Source organism: Methanobacterium sp., from assembly GCF_038562635.1.
In the GTDB taxonomy this organism is placed as follows: Archaea; Methanobacteriota; Methanobacteria; order Methanobacteriales; family Methanobacteriaceae; genus Methanobacterium_D.
In genome coordinates, this window is the sequence record NZ_JBCFBO010000001.1 from 1676347 (window position 1) to 1697960 (window position 21614).

Here is a 21614-nt window from a genome sequence, read left to right on the forward strand (position 1 = left end):
ACTGTCAAATTGAGGTGAAAAAATGGCTTTAGATCCGGTATGCATGATGGAAGTGGATGAAAAATCTGCAAAAAATGTAAGCGAATATAAAGGGAAGAAATACTATTTCTGCGCTCCACTTTGTAAAAAAAAGTTTGAAGAAGAGCCCGAAAAGTACGCAAAGGAATAATTAAAAATTTACTTTACTTTAGCAAGCACCGTACACGGGGCACTATCAATTCCTTTAATCTGCCAAGGGACAACCATTATACTTTCTAAATTTTCATTTTGGACATTGCCGAGCTTCATATCCTCAATTAAAAGCAAAGGTTCCCCAAAATCCTTGCTCTTTTTAAAAGCATTTACGTGGACTTCTTCTCCAGATTTTGGATTTTGATAACTGGACATCGATACACAGTCTATACCAATACATCTGACATTTTTAAGGTTTTTTCTTATAAAGTAAATAACTTCTGGGGACATTCCTGGATTTTGAGTTAGATATTCCTCCGGATCATCACTGTGGAATTTTTCAAATCCAGTACGGAATAAAATGCAGTCTGCATCATTAAAATCCAGTTTAGATATATCCCATATTTTTACAAGCTCATTTGGACCTTTTGGAATATCCACAATTAAAGGGTTATTAAAAACCAGTTCATCAGGCGGGTACTCCAAGATTATCTTACCATCTTCCACAAAATGACCTGGAGCATCTACATGTGTTCCAGAATGATTTTCAACATTTATTAAGTACGTATTATAACCTTTCCCATCTACAATCTGGTTATTGTGAACCATTTCTGGCTCCTTTAAACCTATATGAACAGGAGAAGTTTCTTCCAGCGCGTAAGAAAGTGTTATATATCCCATAATTTTCATCTCCTTAACTCAAAAGTTGAATTTTAAATTTTTAAGTTGATTCATAAATTAAATACCAACTTAACCTTTAATTTACAGGTATTAAAAGCATAAATTTGTTTTTAACTCCATTTTATACTTTAAAATATCACCAATATAATTTTTATCATTATCATTACAGGGCAATATTCCAGTTTTTAAAGAATAGATGTCACTAATTAACCTTTATTAACATCATTATGAATTTCAAACATTCCATTTTTAGATAAAGACACCAAAAGCAATTTTTTAAATTAGTAAATAATAAATTTTAATAAAAATATATAGATAATTAATAAAGTTAAGGAGAGTGAATTTATGGCAATGTTTATGGCACACCTGACCCATCCTGTTGAAGCATGTTACCTTGTTAGTGAAGAGACTAAAAAGAAACTTAAGGAGCATTCCAGCAAAAGAGAAGAACTCGCTAAAAAACATGAAATTAAAATAATATCTGCAGTGTATCCCCCACTGGAACACGAAATATTTTATATAATAGAAGCACCATCTTTCAGGAATGTGGAACTGTATTTAAGAGAAATGGGCTTTGCATTATACAACAAAATCAAGATAAGACATGTACAATCAATGGAAAAAGCTTTAGATAGGCTGCAAGAGTTATAATTAGATTTTTAAATAAATACTCCCTTATTTTTTTAAATCAGTAGAATTTATCCAAAAAATAAGATCAAAAAACAGTTTTTAAAAGATAAGAAGTGGTGTTCAATCTTCTTACTCTTTAAACAACTTCATTTTTCATTATTTCCCTTAAAACAGCCGTTGCATAGCATCCCTTTGGAATTGAAAACTCTACAAGAACTCCTTCATCAGTGGCCTTAGCAGAGGCATCCCATATCTTAAATCTAATCGCACGTCTCAGCCCATGACTTCCAAGTTTAGGCATTTTAGGGACTTTAAATTCTTCTAAAGTAACCCCTTCCCCATCTATAACTTTCTGCTCCATTTCGCCAAGTTCTCCACCGGCAAGTGGGACTTTACTTCCAAAAAGGGGAGCTGTAGGGTGAACTTCAAAGTTTTTTATTCTTTCATCTATGTCATCACCAAATTCATGGACCAGATGTTCCTCATTATCGATGATTATGTCACCTTCAACATACTTATCGATTCCAAGCTTAACCCTCGCACTTACCGCTTTATTGAATAAAAATGACTGGTAAGCGTGGACAAACATTCTCCTTAACGGTTTTGGGAGGCTTGATATAGCACGCCTGTAAGCATGTTCATCTAAAGAATCAATATCTTCGACATTTTTCTTTTTCATTTCCTTTAAAAGGGTTTTAAGCATCATCTTTTCATATCTCATGCTCCCCGGCATTTCTTCCAATGATTCTTCCCATTTTCCCTCATCATACATCTGTCTTGGTTTTTTAATATGCTCCCTCTCCTCGTCATAAGGATTTCCAATATAACAATCAACTGCTTTTTTTAAATCATTTTCGAGTAATGCCTTTCCAACGAGATGGGTATTCGACCTTTTTTTGCCAAACCTCTGCCAGCCGTAGTAATTAGGAACCCCTGTCTTTGAGAGTTCTGCCAGTATTTCAGTTGCTAGTTGACTATCTTTTTCTGGATCTTCTGTATCTCTTATAAGAAGCCTGAATTTATTCCCTACAAGCTGTCCAATCCTTAATTTTTTCTCGTTTTTCATTATCTTGAGTATGTCAACTTTGTACAGCTTGTCTCTTAATTTTTCAATGTCTTCAACTTCGGAGTTTGAAACACACAGCCACTGTCTTGTGACTGCTCGTTTATCTTTCATCCCTGCAAAGCCCATTCTTTTCCTGTCTACGTGCAGTTCACGTGCGACATCCAGCACAACCTCAAGTGTATCTCTTCCAACTTTTTCAATGAAAAACCAGGTGTTATCTCCGGTTCCACTTGGTTCTGATTCTGGTATTTCTTCAACGTAAAAATCTTCGTATATTGTTCTAATTTTTCCACCAATTCCTTTTTGGCAGGTAATATAAGTTTCAGCGTTAAGCATTAGTTTTTCTCCAGATTATTTTTAAATGTAAAAAATTTAAAAATGAGTTTTCTATTACTGTATACTTTTATATAAATAAAAACAATTGGTTAAAATTAATTCAGTTATTTAAATTTCACCGCCGATCCACCAAACGCTTTGGTCTACCCCTGATCTTATAAAATTCAAGACCTTCCGGACCAGTAAAATTAAAGTCCATATTAAATGTGCCATCTGAATATGCCTGCTCCATACCCGGTTTAAATTTAAGGAAACTTTTAATGAAATTTTCACGGATCATGTCTCTATCACAATTTTCAGGGTCAATGCACTCCATGCTAACTCTCAGCGTAGTCTCCATTTCATCCCCATACAGAAATGCTTCATATTCACCAGTTAAATACTCCATATTATCCTTTTGAAACACTCCTTGTTCTATATCGACTTTATTAAATGGATTTCCAGCTACCCAAACAGTTTCTGCCTCACGCTGCGGATTTAAAATCCTCATATGTGTCCTGCCGCATTTACATTTCTCCCTGCTTACAACCACAGTAGTATCTTCGGTATCATAGTTTAAAAGAAGAGTTCCTGTCTTTTGACCAACAGGTAAAAGAGTTGTTAAGACTATTCTACCGCATTCTCCTTCATCTAAAAAGTTTTCAAACCGTGGATCATAGACATCGAGATGTACCAGATCTTCAGGAACATGCAAACCTGCTTTTATATAACATTCTCCACACATAGTCCCCTCAGTACTCCCATAAGTATTGTAAACTGGTACGCCCCATATTTCTTCCAGATATGCTCGTGATTCTTCTGCAAAGCTTTCTCCACCAGCAATTAAATGTTTGATGCTTGACTCTTGGGGCAGGATGCCTTCTGCTTCCATTCGCTTTGCAAGGCGCAGAAGTTTGAATATACTGCCCACTATACCCGTAGGCTGATAATTTTTCATTATACGAACTGGAAATGTGCATTTACCCTCCGGAATAATTGCCATTCCTATCTTTTGAGCCGCCAGCGTCATAGTATTAGCCCCTACATTCATCCCGTATGATGCACAGACGACCACTCGATCTCCCTTACCAAAACCCTGTGATACAAATGAACGAGCGTATTTTTCAGCGTATCTGTTCCAGTCATCCCATGTAAGAAAGAAAGATTTAGGCACCCCACTGGTTCCACTTGTTTCGTGGATTGTATATATACTGTCCCAATCTATGCATTTAAATTCAAAATCTTCAGTCTCTGGAGGCTGTTTTTCCCTCAAGGTTTTACTGGTTATTATAGGCAGTTCTCTCAAATCTTCGTGAGATTTGATATCGGACGTGTTTATCCTGTTCTCTTTAAACCATTTTCTGTAAAAAGGAGAATTGTCATAGGCATATTCAACCGTATACTTAATACGTTCCTCAACAAGGGCGTCAAGGTCATTTCGATCCATTGTTTCTATTTCCTCGTTGAAATAATTCATAAAAATCCCCACATTACTAATATTATATTAATAATATTATGTCCGGATTAACTTATTAATATAAGGATTAATGAAATTTAGATAAGCTTAAAATAGAAAGATTTATCCTATTTTAAGATATCAATGAACCAGAATAAATGATATATTAGCCACCGTAACTTATTTTACCCTCAATACATTTAAAAATATTCCGCTACTATTTTATGTTTTAAAAACCATAGATTATAATACATTTTACTTACCTATTAACAAATAATTTTAAGTATTTAAATGAAATTTACAGCTTGAGACATGAAATCATGGAAAATTCTGCCTGCGTGTAACCATGAATGAAAATAAACCATCCCAAGAAGAGATGGATATATATAAACCATCTCCTAAAGAGGTATATTCTAAACTGGATACAACATCCAATGGTTTAAGTGAGAATGAAGCTCAAATACGGCTTAAAAAATATGGGCTAAATCAAATTGAAGAAGTTAAGAAAAAGCCGTTGATATTCAAATTTTTAGAGAATTTTTACAATATCCTTGCCCTTCTTTTATGGGCTGCAAGCATATTAGCTTTTATTTCTGGAACTCCCCAATTAGGATTTGCAATTATTGGAGTAATTATAATAAACGCTATTTTCAGCTTCTGGCAGGAATATCAAGCAGAAAAAGCAACAGAAGCCCTCAAAAAAATCCTTCCTTCAACTGCAAAGGTAATAAGAGAAGGTAAAGAAAGGGAAATAGTTGCAGCAGGACTGGTACCTGGCGATATAATTGTACTTGATGAAGGAGACAATATTTCAGCAGATTCAAGGATTGTAGAGGCATCCCAATTTAAGGTGGATAATTCTACACTCACAGGAGAATCACGACCTATACGTAAAACGCCTGATGGTATGAGCGGTGAAGACCATGCCTTTATTGAGATGCATAACCTTATTTTTGCAGGTACCAACGTGACATCTGGCTCTGGAAAGGCAGTGGTTTTTTCAACAGGTAGAAACACTGAGTTCAGCAAAATAGCATCTCTTACCCAAACTGTGAAAGAAGTAAAAAGCCCACTGCAAATAGAAATAAACAAAGTAGCACGTTTAATAGCAATTATAGCAATTTTAATGGGCCTCACCCTGTTTGGAGTTAATATACTTGTTTTAAATCTCCCTTTAACCATTGCATTTCTTTTTGCCATAGGTTTAACTGTTGCAAATGTTCCAGAAGGCCTTCTCCCTACTGTAACCCTTGCACTTGCTGCAGCCGCTAGAAAAATGGTCAGTAAAAATGCACTCATAAAGCGTCTTTCCAGCGTCGAAACCCTGGGTTCTACAACCATAATATGTACAGATAAAACAGGGACACTTACTAAAAACGAGATGACTGTCCGTAAAATATGGATACCTGATGAATTGATTGACGTAACAGGTGCAGGATATACACCTAAAGGTAAATTCCTGCATAAAGGTAATGAAATATCTTATGATGAAATGAAAGAGCTTAAACTGCTTATGAGGACAGCAGCGTTTTGTAATGATGCCAAATTAATTAAACCCCAACTTGAGGGTAAAAAATGGAAAATATTGGGGGACCCTACAGAAGCATCACTACTTGTTGCAGCATGCAAAAGCGGGTTTAACGTTGAAGAAGAGATAAAAAGAATTCCACGGATAATTGAACTCCCATTTGATTCTGTACGGAAATCAATGAGTTCTATACATCAAAAAGAGGATAAAAAGGTTGCATATATTAAGGGGGCCCCTAAAAAGATAATTTCTTTAAGTAATCAAATTTCTGAGGATGGAAAAATTAGGCCTCTGTCCCCAGAAGAAAAAGAAAGTATAATCAAAATACACGACGAACTGGCAGAAGAAGGCCTTAGAATACTTGCAATAGCATATAAAAATTTACCTAATGATTTTAATGATTATAGGCCTGAAACTGTTGAAAAGGACATGATATTTCTTGGTATGATGGCAATGCAGGATCCTCCACGTCCAGAAGTCTATAAAGCAGTTAAACAATGCCATGGTGCCGGAATACGAATTATAATGATAACTGGAGACTATGGACTTACAGCACGAGCTATAGGCGAAGAAATTGGCATCATAAGCGGCGATTGCCAGGTGGTAAAAGGAAAAGAGATCAGTGAAATGTCAGACGAGCAAATTGTACAGCTTCTCAGTTCTGGGTGTGACGTGATATTTGCCAGAGCTGTTCCAGAGCATAAAATGAGGATTGCATCCATACTTGAGGATGAAGATGAGATTGTAGCAATGACTGGTGACGGTGTAAATGATGCACCCGCACTTAGAAAAGCAGATATAGGAGTTGCAATGGGAATAACAGGTACTGATGTAGCTAAAGAAGCTTCAGATATGATTTTAACTGATGATAATTTTGCGACAATTGTATCTGCCATAAAAGAAGGCAGGACCATCTATGAAAATATAAGGAAATTTATAACCTATATCTTTTCCCACGAAACCGCCGAGATCATACCTTTTGTACTTACCGCCATGTTTGCTATCCCTCTCCCAATTACAGTCATGCAGATACTTGCAATAGATCTAGGAACAGATACCCTTCCTGCAATCGCGCTGGGAAGAGGGCCTCCAGAGTCGGATGTAATGAAAAGGCCGCCACGGCCAAGAAAAGAGAGACTTTTGAATTTACCTGTAGTGCTTAGAGGGTATATCTTCCTCGGATTAATTGAAGCCGTGCTTGTGATGTCGGGATATTTCTGGGTGCTTTACAGCGGAGGGTGGTATTTTGGACAATCTCTCCCATTTTCAGACCCACTATATATTAAAGCCACCACAATTGTCTTCGTTGGTATTGTAATGGGCCAGATAGGAAACCTGTTAACAATTCAAACTACACGAACATCAGTATTTAAAATTGGAGTTTTTAAGAATAACTGGATAATAAGAGGAATTATATTTGAAGTCGCTATAGTGCTCGCAATCCTTTATATACCTCAACTGCAGGGCATATTTGGAACTGCTCCTCTTGGAATAATAGAATGGTTATATGTAATTACATTTATTCCAATTATGTTTTTTGCAGATGAATTAAGGAAATATTTAATTAGGCGGTTAAAATAACTTTTATTTTCTTTTAAAACACATACTCACTTAACGTACTCCTCTTGATCATATATAAATTTTCAAATAAACCAAAATATTATAGAAGGATTAAATTTATATGCTCTGCCGAAAATTATATATACGGTATCAATGATTGGTCAACTGAGAAAAAAAGATTTATTTGTAATATTAGAGCAATTAGGCTTAATAATGATTGGTATTGGTGTAGTAACTTTAACACCAATATTTGTTGCCTTAATTTATAATGAAGGTAATTATATCTCTTTTTTAATTCCATCAGGATTTTCAATTTTAGTAGGTTACATCCTCAGAAGATCTCTCAGGGGCAAAAATCGAAGAATGGGGCTTAAGCATGGTATGATGATAGCTGCTCTTGCATGGCTTTGGGCAGCTCTAATTGGAAGCCTTATTTTAATGAATATTACCCACATTAATTTTTTAAATGCTTATTTTGAAAGTATGTCCGCATGGACGACTACTGGACTCACTATATTAAATGTTGAAACTGTTCCTAAATCGGTTTTATTTTTAAGAAGCATTGCACAATGGATCGGTGGACTTGGAGTTGTTATTGTTGTTATAGGAATTTTAATACGTCCTGGAACATCTGCTTCAAAGTTATATAAATCCGAAGCAAGAGAAGAAAAAATTAAACCGAGTATCACAGGCACTGTGAAAACTATATGGTGGATTTATCTGTTTTATACAATTTTAGGTATTGTTTTATATGTTCTTGCAGGAATGTCCATATTCGATGCTATAAACACCACCATGACCAATTTATCAACCGGCGGTATGTCAGTAAATAACGACAACATTGGAGGATTTCACAGCAATTTAATCAATATAATAACTATGGTCATCATGATTATTGGAGCTACAAGCTTTCTTGTTCATTACAGAGTTTTGAAGGGTAAAGTAAAAGATATGATTCGTGATATCCAGTTTCAGGCAATGATTATTATAATATTTATATTTTCCACCCTCATATTCATAAATGCACATCTTACCACCATGGATTCTGTTTTTCATGTAATATCTGCCATTACGTGTACTGGATCCAGTATTCCACCCACAAGTGCCCAGGTAGCATGGCCGCAATACGTGAAAATAATACTCATAGCTGCAATGATAATTGGAGGTTCAGCAGGATCAACTTCAGGTGCAGTGAAACTCATAAGGATAGTTACAATTTTAAAAGGATATTATTGGGAACTTTTAAGGGTACTTTCTCCTGCAGGTTCTGTTATACCCAAAAAAATATCTGGAAAACCTGTAACAGATGTAGAAGTTAGAGAAGCAAGTTCTTATGTATTTATTTATCTTCTTTTCATATTCATAAGCTGGCTTGTATTTGTACAGTATGGATACGATGCTTTAAACTCATTATATGAAATTATTTCAGCGCAGGGAAACGTTGGGCTTTCAATGGGAATTACATCCCCCACAATGCCTCAAATTCCCCAAATTTTCCTGATATTTAACATGTGGATTGGAAGAATTGAAATAATTCCAGTACTTGTTTTAATAAGAGCATCATTAGGTGCATTAAAGAGGTTTTAATTTTTTTATGTTGAAACTATTCTAAAAATTGATACAAAAGGAACAGCATTCATTGCAAATAATACATAACATAGAACAATTAATATGAATGATAAGGGGAAATCCAAAGATCAAAAAAATGGAAAGAATAACAGCAGTTCAATTATCTTCATAATCGTCGTTATAATAGGTTATCTACTGCGTGCAGGGGCCTCATACAAATAATTAAAAGTACATGTTATAGTTTAGTATTACTCCTAATAAATTGGTAAGACATATTACAAATTCATATGTCTTTAATTCATTTATTCGACAGGTTTTACTTATATAACCCTATTTAAGGTCTACTTTAATGGAAAAAATAGTTTAAGACCTTGAATTTAACCTGTCGGAAGATATCGGAAGATAAAGTTTATATATAACATTGGTCAAATTACATGAATCGGTATAAAAAAAATTAGTAAACCGTTGCATAGCCAGTATGAACTTAAAGTAAAGTTTATTGACTATATTTATGTAGAATAACATTTTATTTCAAACTTATAACCGTTTTAAGTATTTATTTAAACGATTTAAACTATAATTATTGATAAGGTGTATTTATGTATGTAGTAATAATGGGCGGAGGAAGAGTAGGTCTTAATTTGGCCTCAAAACTAATTGAAAATGGTAACGATGTTACTATAATCGAAAAAAGTGAAGAATTATGTAATAATGCTGCGACGGAACTAGATGCACTGGTTATCTGTGGTAATGGTACCAATAAAAAGATTCTCGAAGAAGCTAATGTTAGTGATGCAGATGTTTTTGTTGCAGCTACAGGGAATGACGACGCTAATTTGTTATCAAGTATTCTTGTAAGGGATTATAATATAGAAAAAATTATAGCAAGGGTAAGCGATATATCACATGAGGAAGCATTTCAAAAAGTGGGTATCAACTTTGTTGTAAGCCCGGAACTTACTGCAGCGAGTTACCTTGAGAAAGTGATAACAAGACCCAATATAGCCGATCTAATCGTGCTTGGAAAGGGAAATGCAGAAATGATAAATATTACCGTGAAAAACAAAAAGGTAATTGGTAAAGAAATCAGAGAAGTGAGTCCCACAGATGATTATATAATTGCCGCAGTTCATAATAATGGCAACATCATTATTCCAAAGGAAAATATGGTTTTAGGTGAAAATAACCTTATTTCAGTACTTGTTAAGGCAAATGCCGTGAAAAAAGTTACGCAGATGTTCACAACCTAGAATGTGATTAAATGCAAAGGGTTCATAGGCTGAGTAGAAGAGAAGTTAAAACTATCCTGCACTATACAGGAGATGTTTGTATGCTTCTTGGAGTTGCAATGCTAATTCCGATTTTAGTTTCTCTTATTTATAATGAACCCCTATATATAGTTCCTTTTTTATCTTCAGCTGCTATAAGTGCAGTTATTGGCTTTACTTTTGTTAAATTATTTAAAGCAGAAATAAAAATGACCATTAAAAGTGCAATGGTTTTTTCAACTGCCATATGGTTGATTGCATGTGCACTTGGTGCGTTACCCTACTTTTTTTCAGGAGATTTATCTTATTTAAATGCTTATTTTGAAGCCATGTCTGGATTTACAACAACTGGTTTCAGCATGTTTTCAAATATAGATGCTATTTCTTACACAATTAATTTTTGGAGAGCTTTTACTCAATGGATTGGAGGTCTTGGAATCATATTCCTACTTTTGGCCATTTTTAGATCCACTGGTGCTGATGTAATGCGCCTTTACTTTGCAGAAGGTAGAGAAGAACGTTTAAGACCCAGCATTAAGCAATCAACCCGTGTCGTAGTTTACATGTATGTTTCATTTACTGCAATTGCCATAGCTCTCTATTTAGCGGCAGGTATGCCTGTTTTTGATTCTATTTTCCATGCATTTACCACCCTATCCACAGGTGGATTTGGAATGCATAATACGAGCCTTTTATTCTATAACAGCATCTGGATAGAAATAGCAGCCATGATTATAATGATACTTGGAGCCACAAACTACGCCCTACTCTACACAATTTTAAAAGGAAATTGGAGGGAATACTTCAGGGATATAGAAACAAAAGTGGCATTTTCACTTATTGTGGTCTCAACAATTCTTGTGACATTTGTACTGTACAACAACCACGTTTATGGAAATAACTTGCTGCTCAACTTCAGATTTGCCCTGTTCCAGATGGTTTCTGCCATATCTACAACAGGCCTGCAAACAGCTTTTTATCCAGATATACTGAGCCAATGGATTGGTCTCGGTACTTTTCTCCTCACCATAATCATGATAATTGGTGCTGGTTCACTATCTACTGGTGGGGGTATTAAATGGCTCAGGTTGGGCGTACTTTTAAAAGGGATATCATGGCAGGTCAAATCATTTATACTACCAGGTAAAGCTGTAATGGCTAAAAAAGTTCACCATGTCACTGAATTACAAATTACAGACGATGTTTTAAGAATAACAAGTGCATTTGTGTTTACATACCTTGTAATATACATAATAAGCGTGATTATAACCCTCATATATTACTCAGACATATCACGAGTCATTTTTGAAGTAGCATCTGCTTTAAGTAATGTTGGGCTTTCAAGCGGGATTATGACTCCTGATTCTCCAGTACTTGTAAAAATAGTTTTCATCATAGATTTCTGGATGGGAAGACTTGAAATATGGCCAGTGCTGCTCCTTATAGCCATTACAATCAATAATGTAATTAGGAGATAAGATATAATTTGAATTCCAATTATTTTTATTTTGCCAGATCATCTGGTTAAAACAATAGGTTTAATTCTATTTAAAGCTAAAATTAAGAATTTTCAAGTATAATATCAACTATTTTTTCTTTATCCTTTAAATTATTAAAAGCAAAATCAGCCCCTGAATCTTTAAGCTCTTCTTTTGAGTATCTCCCTGTTGCAACCCCTACAGTCTTAGCACCTGCTTCAAACCCTGCTTTTATATCACGGGGAGTATCTCCGATAACAAAAACTTCACTTCCATCGAAATCATGGGCATCCTTAGCCCTCCCAATGGCAGTTTTAACTAGCTCTGTCCTATTTATATTGTCGCTTCCAAACCCCCCTACCTGGAAGTAACGACTTAGACCTGCTTTTTTCATTTTTTCTAAAGCAATTGGTTTTAAATTACCCGTAATTAAACCAATAATCACTTTATTTTCCAGTGTATCTAAAAGTTCTTTTACCCCATCTAAAGCAGAAATGTCTTCTTTTTCTGCATTTTCTTTAAAATAATCAACAACTGCTCCCATACATTCATCTAGCTTAGTCTTAATTAAATTCTCATCAAGCCCAACACACTTAAGAACTTCAACTGCGATCTGTGGATCGGTCATTCCAGCATAATTAATGATGCAGATATCTACAGTAACGCCATAAACCTTTTTAAAAGCATAGGAGAATGCCACGTGGTGGCATATAGACCTATCTATTAACGTTTTGTCGATATCAAATAAGACCAGCTTATTCATGAAAATCAGCTTTTTGATAAAAGTTCCTCTGCAGCGTCTTCAGCAAGCTGGATCACTTCAGCCTCATCAAGCACTTCTAACACTTTATTTCTCATCAAGATTTCCCCATTACAAATTACAGTATCGACATCACCGCCATTTGCAGCATACACAACATGAGATACTGGATGTCTAAATGGAGTTAAACTAGGAGTTTTCATATCAACAAGTACGAGATCAGCCTTTTTCCCAACTTCAATGCTGCCAATTTCATTTTCAAGACCTAAAGCAGCAGCACCATCAATTGTAGCCATTTCAAGCACTTTTTCAGCTGGAAGTACAGTAGAATCCCCCGTGTTAACTTTTTGAAGCAGTGCTGCCAGTTTCATCTCTTCAAACAAGTCTAAATTGTTATTTGATGCTGCACCGTCAGTTCCAAGTGATACATTTATGCCGCTTTCAACTAATTTAGAAACTGGAGATATTCCTGACGCCAGTTTCATGTTACTTGCAGGGTTGTGGGATAATTTCACATCGTTCTCTTTAATTATTTCTATTTCTTTATCTGAAAGCCATACAGCATGTGCTGCTATTACATCATCTGCCAGGAAACCTATTTCATCAAGGTATTCAAAAGGTCTTGCACCGTAGGACTCCTTTATCTGCCCAACTTCAAATTCAGTTTCAGCCACATGAATATGGATTTTAAGCCCTAATTTACTTGCTTTTTCTCTTACTTCTTTTAAAAGTTCGGTTGAACATGTGTAAGGTGCGTGTGGCCCAAATGCGACTTTTATTCTCCCTTCTGCAGTATCATGGCATTTTTCTATTATCCTCATGGTTTCCCTAAATTCTGCTTTTCTCTTCTCTTCATCTCCAAGGTCTATCATCCCGTGTGATAACATACCTCTTAAACCAGATTTATCAACTGCTTTCGCCACATCATCCATAAAAAAGTACATATCATTAAATGCAGTGGTCCCCGATTTTATCATTTCAATACATGCCAGTAAAGCTCCAGCATAACAGTATTCACCTGTTAAATTAGCCTCCACAGGCCAAATATGATCATTTAACCATGTATCAAGAGGTAAATCATCTGCAAGCCCCCTCATAAGTGTCATTGAAAGATGAGTATGTGTATTTACAAGTCCAGGCATAAGAACTTTTTTTTCACCATTTATTACCTCATCAGCACTGCATGAGCCTGGTATTTCAGTTATTTCTACAATTTTATTATTCTCTACAATTACTGAACCTTTTTTAATCTCATCGCCCAGTATAGTAACGTTATCTATTAAAATACTTGTTGTTTCCATTGGACCACCTGTTAATATTTAAATTTTAGATTAATTTAAATAAATATCTACTATCTTATTTATTAAAGTCTAAAAATACATTTTGCATAAAATAGATTTGTATGAAATATAATAAAGTTTGTATGATATAAATCATTTAACAACATACTATTACCAAAGTTTTAAAAGTATACATTGTACAATATAAGACAATATTATGGTATTTAATTTCAAATTGGGCATAAAGCCTTTAATAACCTTTATCCAAAATATATAAAGTACATGTTAAACTACGTATAGTGAATAACGAACTAGATTTATAAAATATATATCCCCTTAAATTCATTTAATCATGGTTAAATAATCAAGGGATTATTTAACCACAAAAACATATGGTTTTTGCACGTTTAAAACAAAACATGATTTAAATTAGCAGTAATTTAGTTATTCACCATAAAGATAATTATTTAATCAATTTTACAGGGAGGACGCATATGCAGTTGAAAATAGCGCTTCCATCAAAAGGAAGGATAAGTGATCCTGCAGTTAAACTTTTAGAAAAAGCAGGAATTGGTATTAAAGATACGGCAAATAGAAAGCTCTTCTCAGAAACATATGACAAAGATACAAACGTTATGTTTACAAGGGCTGCAGATATTCCCGAATTTGTTGCAGACGGTGCAGCAGACCTTGGAATAACCGGCCTTGATTTAATAGAAGAAAAAGAAGCAGATGTTGAAATTTTAGAGGATCTTAATTTTGGAAGTGCCAAACTTGTTTTAGCGGTGCCTGAAGATTCCAGAATTAACAACATATTAGATATAGACGACGGTGCCATTGTAGCCACAGAATTTCCAAATCTAACAAAAAAATACCTTGAAAATAAGGGCATAAACGTTAAAATAGTTGAATTAAGTGGATCAACCGAAATTGCGCCATTTATAGGTGTTGCAGATATTGTCGCGGACCTCACAAGTACAGGTACAACACTCAAAATGAACCATCTCAAGATTATAGATACCATACTTGAAAGTTCCATAAAACTAATTGCAAATAAAGAAAGTTTTAAAGACAAAAACGAAAAAATAGAAGCCATACGGACAGGTATAAAAGGAGTTCTAGATGCAGAGGGCAAAAAGCTCGTTATGATGAATGTCAATAAAGAATTCCTTGAAGATGTTAAAAACGCAATGCCTGGGCTTACAGGACCAACTGTTTCTCAAGTTGTTTCAAATAAAGATATTGTGGCAGTTCAGGCAGTTGTAGATGAACGTGAAGTCTTTAATACCGTAAACAGGCTTAAAAAAATAGGTGCAAAAGATATTCTGGTTGTACCAATTGAGCGAATAATATAAATCGATCTATGAAATTTATGTAAATAATGTAATTATATCTTTCATGTGGATTATCAACTACATGTTAAGATAATTACCATATCAAAATTACAATTTAATTGAAGTATAACTCATATACATGGCAAAAATAATTTTATTAACCAGGTTTTTAAGTCATAAAAATAAATAGAACAATGTCCTAATTCTCACAAGTGATTACATGAAAAAGCTGTTGTGGTGGTTAATCGCCGGAATGAAAGGTGGATTAAACCGTGCCAAAATAATTAAGTCATTAAATGAAAGACCATATAATGCAAACCAGCTTTCTGAAGAACTACAGCTTGATTACAAAACTATAAGGCACCATATTAAAGTTTTAGAAGACAACGGCATCATTAAGTCCACAGGAGGAAAATACGGTAAAATGTATTTTCTAACAGAAAATATGGAAAAAAACTATGATGTTTTCAACGAGATTTGGGAACAAATTGGGAAAAAGTAGATATTTAAAATGCAAAGAATTGAGATAGTAGAGGATATAAAATGATACAAAATTCCACAAACACAACGCCAAACGGTACAGATATTGGTCCCCATTTTACAAATATGCCCAACGGTACGAACATGAACCCCGATATTGGTATAGGGCAGGGTGCACCACATATAGATAGCGGCATACATGATGGCGGTATCACTTTAGGACCTTTTCATATAGGCCCAAATGGAATTGATATCGGAGGCATAGGAACCTCATATCTATCTATCGTGGTTGGAATTGCAAATATCTGCTTATTAATAGCACTAATTTATATCTATATGAAAAATTACAGGCAGCTCAAATCCAAATTTACCATGGGCCTTTTAGTATTTGCTTCGTTATTACTGCTTCAAAACGTTGTATCTACCGGATTTTTGATCTTAAATCTGGTTATGGGTATGGGTCAGCATGGTTTTGATATAGACAGACCTCAATTCCCGTTATCTTCCATTAATGTGATCCAGCTTATAGCTCTATCAGTCCTTTTAAAGATCACATTGGACTAAACTTATTTTACCCCCTTTTTAGATATAATTAAATATTCATTCCTTTTTTTAAATATTAGCTAAAAAATCAGTATTTTAATATAATTACTCCAAATATCATTTCTTTTTTTAAATCACTTAGAAAAATCAGTAATATTTTGATAAGCTTCTTTTCACAGCAACATTTGGTATAGATTTGGGTATAAATCTGGAATAAATACTTAAATTTAGCACTCCAACATTAAAACGTGAAGTACATGAACCGAATTATTAAAAATCGGGAACAAATAAGTTAAAAGTATAATTACATATATTGAGAGGTTAAATCATCTCACCATCTTTCCGTATACTGAAACCTCTCAATATAAAATAATGAACTAATTACAGGTGATATCAAAAAATTAAAAACAGAATATTAATTGCAGGTTGGCGGGCACCTGCAAGTATCCAAATATGTCGCTTAATATCTTCTATGTGAGGCTTAGCCTCTTTGAATCCCCTTTCGCTCATAGAAGATTATATTGCACAGTGGGTGGGTCACCTCCAAAAAAAATTTTCAATTTTTTTGGGTTACAAAATTCATTCTGAATTTTAATAACCTCCAAAAATATTGAAAATATTTTTTATTGTGGGTTCAGAAAATACGAAGTATTTTTCTTCAACATCCAATATTAAATACACATGGAGGTAAGACAATTTTTTATTTTAATTTAGAATTAATTATATTTTAGCATGTTAATCTTAAAAATATTAACTTCTAATTTAAAAAGAATTAGAAAACGAGATTAAATAGAAATTTATCAGTTAATTTTAGATATGGAAATATTAATTAGCTTTATTTCCACTAAAAAGAAGTATTAGTGTTTTTCCAAGCTTTATTTTACAGATTACATCTGCAATGTTAAAAAATTTAGTTTCGTTTATCTGTATGAAATCGTTGAAATAGAAGATTTTAAGATAGTTTATATATCTTAAAACCATTTCCACTGAAAATTAAGGTCCCATAATTAGATATTATCTGGTTTAAGTTTTGATTTGACATACCTCCAGAGGAACCTCCATTACTTGGACCAGTTCCACCATCTGCAACATTATCTGGACCAGTTCCAGTAACGTTAAATGGAGAATTTTCATTATTTTGTCCCCTAATTCCTAAACCGTTTGGAGGAGTACCAGATCGATTCTGTCCAGTTGCATTTCCTAAATCTCCAGGAGGAGAACCAGACATATTCTGCGAAAACTGCTTTTGGCTACCAATTGAATTAAATGAATTGCCGAAATTCCATCCCCCAAATGGGAATGAATAAGGAAGCAGTGGATTCCAGGAATATTCTGAACTTCCTTTTAATTGAGACTGACTATTCTGCGTCAAAGTGACCGCATATATAGTTCGGTTTGGATATTCTTTCTGTATTTCACTCAGGTTTCCTGTTTCTACCTGCATTCCAAGCACGTATTCTACCCAGTAACCAGTATGATAGTCATCGACCAGTATTATGCCATTTGTGTCAATATTATTAGCTGTAAGATTTTCTTTGAGAGAAACCAGGTTATTATACTGGTCCGAAGTGATACTTGGCCCCATACCTGAGAATTCTTCAGTAGCAGTATAAAAACTTGATATGGCAAATATAACTGCTATTAAACTTATTAACCCTACTACTTTTAACCTTCTTTTAGAAGGGTATCTTTTTGACAGCCAGTTTTCAATGAATTTTAAGCCTAATGGCACCATAAGGGCAATTGGAACAAATGCCAGCTCTATGAACCTGCTTTTATATTGAGAGTCCACAGAAGGCGCCACAGTCAAACTAATTAAAATTACTGTTAGTACCAAATAAGCCCATGATAAAAGTGTTTTTCTACTTATTGCCTTTCTTTCTACATTTATCTTTTCTTTAAGCCCATTATAGAAAATATGTATAGTAACAAGCACTCCTAAAATGAAAGGAACAGTTAAAAATATTACTGGATTGACAAAACTTCCTCCAGTTAAATTGGAACTGCTTGTAGATGAATTATTCAGGAATGAAAGTACAGTAGTGAATTTAGAGAACATATAGGGATATACAGCAAATAAAACTGCTAATCCTCCCATAACTAAAATACTAACTATTCCCAGTATTTTTAAACCTTTCATTTCAACTTTACCTGTTTTATAAGATATTAAAATCCAGTTAAACAGTAAAAGAGAAATAAACAAAATAACTGCAAGTATTCCAGTATAAATATGTGTAAATATGTTACATAGGAGAATCGCAATCGCCAGAGTTCCATATTTTTTCCATTCTTCGGGATTTTCAAGCCACTTAACTGCAAAATATATTAAGAGAAGCAGGAAGAATACACCCACCAAATTTTGCATGAAATCTCCAATCATCTGGAAGTAAAATATGTTTACAGTTATCAGAAATGCACTTAAAAGAGCCGGGATCTTAGATACTATGTCAAGCTTTTCACTAAACATCTCTGTAAGTAAAAATGCAGGAAATGCCATAAGTGACCCAACTAAAGCCATCCCAATTTTTATTCCAAAGAACGAATTTCCGCTCAGTGCTACAAATGGAGTAAGTATATAGTAAACAAGCGGAGGATCATTACTGGCAGGAAGACCTGTTTTAAGTATATTTAAAACTTGAAGATCATAAAAAGGGCCGTCCATTCCGTAAGATAAGTTATAACGTGTTAATACATACATATCCAGTATAAATGAGAATATAAATATACCCAATAAGGCTATAATCCACCATTTTTCTTTAATTTTGTTTGTAAACATGAAGATTTCGCTCTTTGAAGTTTTTTTATAATAATATCTGTGCTCAAATTAAGAGCTAGAATGAATATAAAGCTTTTCCCAAATTTAGCCCAAAATATGCCGGAATTCCGCTGTTTTTAGATAATAATCCATATACTAATCCAAATTTACAATTAAATTCTAAAATAGTTATGAAATATTTCTAAGGCTGAAAATAGGATTTTATTTTTTTAGTGATCTGTATCTGTTTTCAATTTTATGAATACGACCTAAAATTTGGTAGAGATTTGGGTATAATTAGTATAGATTTGGACTTAAATCTGGAATAATTACTTAAATAGAGCTATTTAAACAAAAAAGCATGAAATTCAGGAATTTGATTATAAAAAACATATTTAGGAATAAATCAAGGAGTTTACTGGCAGTATTTGGAATTGCAATAGGCGTGGCTGCAGTGGTAGGACTTGGTCTTGTAACTGACAACCTCTCCGCATCTACCCAAAAAGCACTAACTGCCGGTGCTGCTGATTTTTCAGTAATATATGGGACCAATAGTGGAAGTGGAGGATCTGAAGGGGGCGGAGGACCCTCAGGTGGTATGGGTGGACAGCAGCTGATTAATGAAAGTAAAGTTAGTGAAATCCAGCAAATATCAGGTGTCGGTAATGCAACAGGTGTTCTAAGAACCAATATAGACTTAAGCGATAATAGTACCAACAGCAGTAGCAGCAATAGTACAAGTGAATCTGCAGGCCCACAAGGAAACTTCAGAATGAACATGTACAGTGTAATAGGAATTGACAGCAGTGATCTGAGCATGGACGACATTGTTATAACCAATGGTACTACCTACAGTAACGGAAATGAAGTGATAATAGGTAAAACCGCTGCTCAAAGGTTGAATAAAAGCATAGGTGATACTCTAAACATATCCAATCAAACTTTCAAAATTGTAGGGACTTATGAAACAGGCAACTTCCAAGATGATCAAGGGGTAGTCATGTCCCTATCAAAACTTCAAAATCTGACGGGAGACACTGGAGAAGTTTCATTAATTCTGGTTAAAGCAGCCGACGGCGCCAGTGCTACAGATCTGGCAGATACCATCGAACAGAAATATCCAAATGAATTATCGACATCGACCTCATTATCCGGAATGGACAGGATGAACAGCGGGCTTGATGTTATCAACTCAGGTTCATGGGCAGTTTCATTACTTGCAGTTATAGTTGGAGGAATAGTCGTTGTTGTTACTATGATGAAGGCAGTATCCGAAAGAACACGAGAAATTGGGGTTTTAAGAGCCATTGGGTGGACTAGACAGAGAATTATGACGATGATACTGGGAGAATCTCTGGTCCTGTCAGTAATAGCTATCCTGGTTGGATTGGTTGTCGGAATAGGTGTTGTAGAGATCATATCTGCCACCAATCTTATGAGGGGAATTGAACCTGCATTTTCAGCATACCTGCTGCTCAAAGGAATTGGAGTTGCATTATTCTTAGGGCTTGTAGGTGGAATATATCCCGCTTACAGAGCAAGCAGACTAGCACCAACGGAGGCACTGCGCTATGAATGATATAAATGTCATTGAAATCAAAGATCTCAAAAAAAGCTATGAAGATGGACAAATAATGGCACTAAACGGCATAAATCTTGAAATTAAAGAAGGAGAATTTGTTTCCATCATAGGACCGTCCGGTTCTGGGAAATCAACCCTCCTTAACATGATTGGAGCGCTTGATAACGCAGATGAAGGTAGCATAAGTGTAGCAGGCACGGATTTAACTCGAGATGAGGATTTAAGTAAGTTTCGATCAGATGAAATTGGATTCGTGTTCCAGCTGCATAACCTGATTCCAAACCTTACCGTGTTTGAGAACGTTCAGATTCCCCTGATTGAAACACCCCTTTCAGATGAACAGATGGAAAAGCGAGCTTTAGAACTTTTAAAATCAGTGAATCTCGAAAATAAAATCAACCAGAAACCTACAAAGCTTTCAGGTGGTGAAAGACAGAGAGTTGCAATAGCAAGAGCTCTTGTCAATCATCCATCCATCATTTTAGCAGACGAACCAACTGGATCCTTGGATTCAAAAACACAGAATGTTATTCTGGATCTACTTAAAGATATCCACAAAAAAGAGAATGTAACCTTGATTGTAGTAACACACTCCCCAGATGTGGCAAATATGGCCGACAGAGTTATAACAGTACTGGATGGTGAAATCAAAGACGAAAAAACGCATGTTTAATATAGAAAGCGGCGGGCGGTCCATCTCCGTATATTGGGCGGGAGACTTTCTAAACATGTCTAAGAAGGTGATATCAAAAAGCGAAAGTACAGAATGTATTTTTGTGTGATAATTTAAGTTTTTGTGATACATTCCAACACATAAAATAGCTATAACAGGCGGTGATATCTAAAAAAACTAAAAATTAAATCTTAATTGCATGGCGGGTGGGAGCCCTGCAAGCTCTCGAAATCTACGATTTCGGAGCGCAAAACAAAGCTGTAGAAAAATGCATGGCATGCGAAAAATCTTTGATTTTCGCGGTGTCAAAATTGAAAATATAGGAAATGCGTAGCATTTCCTATCTCCCAAAAATCGAAAATTCGATTTTTGATGATTTTGACAACATTTTTCTATGTTTGCGAATTTTCAATTCGCAACCGTAAAAATCGCAGATTTTTACATGCCGGAGGAAATTTATTTCCTCGGCCGCAAAAACCATAGGT

The 21614-nt window shown here is 34.8% G+C and carries 17 protein-coding genes; 11 read left to right on the forward strand and 6 right to left on the reverse strand.

Going from position 1 to position 21614, the window contains the following annotated elements:
- Nucleotides 1-22: 22 nt before the first annotated feature.
- On the forward strand, nucleotides 23-169 hold the full coding sequence (locus tag AAGU07_RS08165; RefSeq protein ID WP_084689144.1) for a YHS domain-containing protein: 147 nt from the start codon (nucleotides 23-25) through the stop codon (nucleotides 167-169).
- An 8-nt stretch (nucleotides 170-177) separates the two neighbouring features.
- On the opposite strand, the gene AAGU07_RS08170 is transcribed toward AAGU07_RS08165, so the two are convergent.
- Nucleotides 178-852: a cyclase family protein gene (locus tag AAGU07_RS08170; RefSeq protein ID WP_342458618.1), complete on the reverse strand. Its 675-nt coding sequence runs from the start codon at nucleotides 850-852 to the stop codon at nucleotides 178-180.
- A gap of 345 nt (nucleotides 853-1197) precedes the next feature.
- On the opposite strand from AAGU07_RS08170, the gene AAGU07_RS08175 reads away from it, so the two are divergent.
- The gene (locus tag AAGU07_RS08175; RefSeq protein ID WP_069584011.1) at nucleotides 1198-1503 is read left to right on the forward strand and encodes a hypothetical protein; all 306 of its coding nucleotides are present in this window, start codon (nucleotides 1198-1200) and stop codon (nucleotides 1501-1503) included.
- 115 nt (nucleotides 1504-1618) lie between these two features.
- On the opposite strand, the gene truD is transcribed toward AAGU07_RS08175, so the two are convergent.
- Together truD and ftsA are read right to left on the reverse strand one after the other, a co-directional pair.
- Nucleotides 1619-2884 (reverse strand): tRNA pseudouridine(13) synthase TruD, encoded by a 1266-nt coding sequence (truD, locus tag AAGU07_RS08180; RefSeq protein WP_342458619.1) that lies wholly within the window; start codon nucleotides 2882-2884, stop codon nucleotides 1619-1621.
- A gap of 115 nt (nucleotides 2885-2999) precedes the next feature.
- A complete protein-coding gene (ftsA, locus tag AAGU07_RS08185; RefSeq protein WP_342458620.1) occupies nucleotides 3000-4340 on the reverse strand; it encodes a coenzyme F390 synthetase in 1341 nt (446 codons plus the stop codon).
- A 325-nt stretch (nucleotides 4341-4665) separates the two neighbouring features.
- On the opposite strand from ftsA, the gene AAGU07_RS08190 reads away from it, so the two are divergent.
- The 4 genes from AAGU07_RS08190 to AAGU07_RS08205 all read left to right on the forward strand — a co-directional run bounded on the left by AAGU07_RS08190 (nucleotide 4666) and on the right by AAGU07_RS08205 (nucleotide 11722).
- Nucleotides 4666-7428 carry a cation-transporting P-type ATPase gene (locus AAGU07_RS08190; protein ID WP_342458621.1) on the forward strand — a complete coding sequence of 921 codons (2763 nt, stop codon included), beginning with the start codon at nucleotides 4666-4668 and terminating at the stop codon, nucleotides 7426-7428.
- A gap of 132 nt (nucleotides 7429-7560) precedes the next feature.
- Nucleotides 7561-8994, forward strand: coding sequence for a TrkH family potassium uptake protein (locus AAGU07_RS08195; RefSeq protein ID WP_342458622.1), 1434 nt, complete (start codon nucleotides 7561-7563; stop codon nucleotides 8992-8994).
- 581 nt (nucleotides 8995-9575) lie between these two features.
- Complete coding sequence (locus AAGU07_RS08200) at nucleotides 9576-10226, forward strand: TrkA family potassium uptake protein (RefSeq protein ID WP_342458623.1); 651 nt, start codon at nucleotides 9576-9578, stop codon at nucleotides 10224-10226.
- 11 nt (nucleotides 10227-10237) lie between these two features.
- Nucleotides 10238-11722, forward strand: a complete 1485-nt coding sequence (locus AAGU07_RS08205) for a TrkH family potassium uptake protein (protein ID WP_342458624.1) — start codon at nucleotides 10238-10240, stop codon at nucleotides 11720-11722.
- A gap of 82 nt (nucleotides 11723-11804) precedes the next feature.
- Here AAGU07_RS08205 and AAGU07_RS08210 read toward each other — a convergent pair whose 3' ends face one another.
- Entirely contained in the window at nucleotides 11805-12485 is a 681-nt protein-coding gene (locus tag AAGU07_RS08210) for an HAD family hydrolase (protein WP_342458625.1), read from the reverse strand.
- A 5-nt stretch (nucleotides 12486-12490) separates the two neighbouring features.
- A complete protein-coding gene (locus AAGU07_RS08215; RefSeq protein WP_342458626.1) occupies nucleotides 12491-13783 on the reverse strand; it encodes an amidohydrolase family protein in 1293 nt (430 codons plus the stop codon).
- 473 nt (nucleotides 13784-14256) lie between these two features.
- Between AAGU07_RS08215 and hisG the strand changes: the two genes are divergently transcribed.
- The 3 genes from hisG (at nucleotide 14257) to AAGU07_RS08230 (ending at nucleotide 16140) form a co-directional block, all read left to right on the forward strand.
- The gene (hisG, locus tag AAGU07_RS08220) at nucleotides 14257-15117 is read left to right on the forward strand and encodes an ATP phosphoribosyltransferase (RefSeq protein WP_342458627.1); all 861 of its coding nucleotides are present in this window, start codon (nucleotides 14257-14259) and stop codon (nucleotides 15115-15117) included.
- A gap of 199 nt (nucleotides 15118-15316) precedes the next feature.
- Nucleotides 15317-15598 (forward strand): winged helix-turn-helix domain-containing protein, encoded by a 282-nt coding sequence (locus tag AAGU07_RS08225; protein WP_342458628.1) that lies wholly within the window; start codon nucleotides 15317-15319, stop codon nucleotides 15596-15598.
- Nucleotides 15599-15639: 41 nt separating this feature from the next.
- Nucleotides 15640-16140: a hypothetical protein gene (locus tag AAGU07_RS08230; RefSeq protein ID WP_342458629.1), complete on the forward strand. Its 501-nt coding sequence runs from the start codon at nucleotides 15640-15642 to the stop codon at nucleotides 16138-16140.
- Nucleotides 16141-17071: 931 nt separating this feature from the next.
- On the opposite strand, the gene AAGU07_RS08235 is transcribed toward AAGU07_RS08230, so the two are convergent.
- On the reverse strand, nucleotides 17072-18895 hold the full coding sequence (locus tag AAGU07_RS08235) for a glycosyltransferase family 39 protein (RefSeq protein WP_342458630.1): 1824 nt from the start codon (nucleotides 18893-18895) through the stop codon (nucleotides 17072-17074).
- A gap of 340 nt (nucleotides 18896-19235) precedes the next feature.
- Between AAGU07_RS08235 and AAGU07_RS08240 the strand changes: the two genes are divergently transcribed.
- Together AAGU07_RS08240 and AAGU07_RS08245 are read left to right on the forward strand one after the other, a co-directional pair.
- On the forward strand, nucleotides 19236-20453 hold the full coding sequence (locus tag AAGU07_RS08240; RefSeq protein WP_342458631.1) for an ABC transporter permease: 1218 nt from the start codon (nucleotides 19236-19238) through the stop codon (nucleotides 20451-20453).
- Complete coding sequence (locus AAGU07_RS08245; protein WP_342458632.1) at nucleotides 20446-21129, forward strand: ABC transporter ATP-binding protein; 684 nt, start codon at nucleotides 20446-20448, stop codon at nucleotides 21127-21129. Before AAGU07_RS08240 ends, AAGU07_RS08245 begins: the two co-directional genes overlap by 8 nt.
- Nucleotides 21130-21614: the final 485 nt, after the last annotated feature.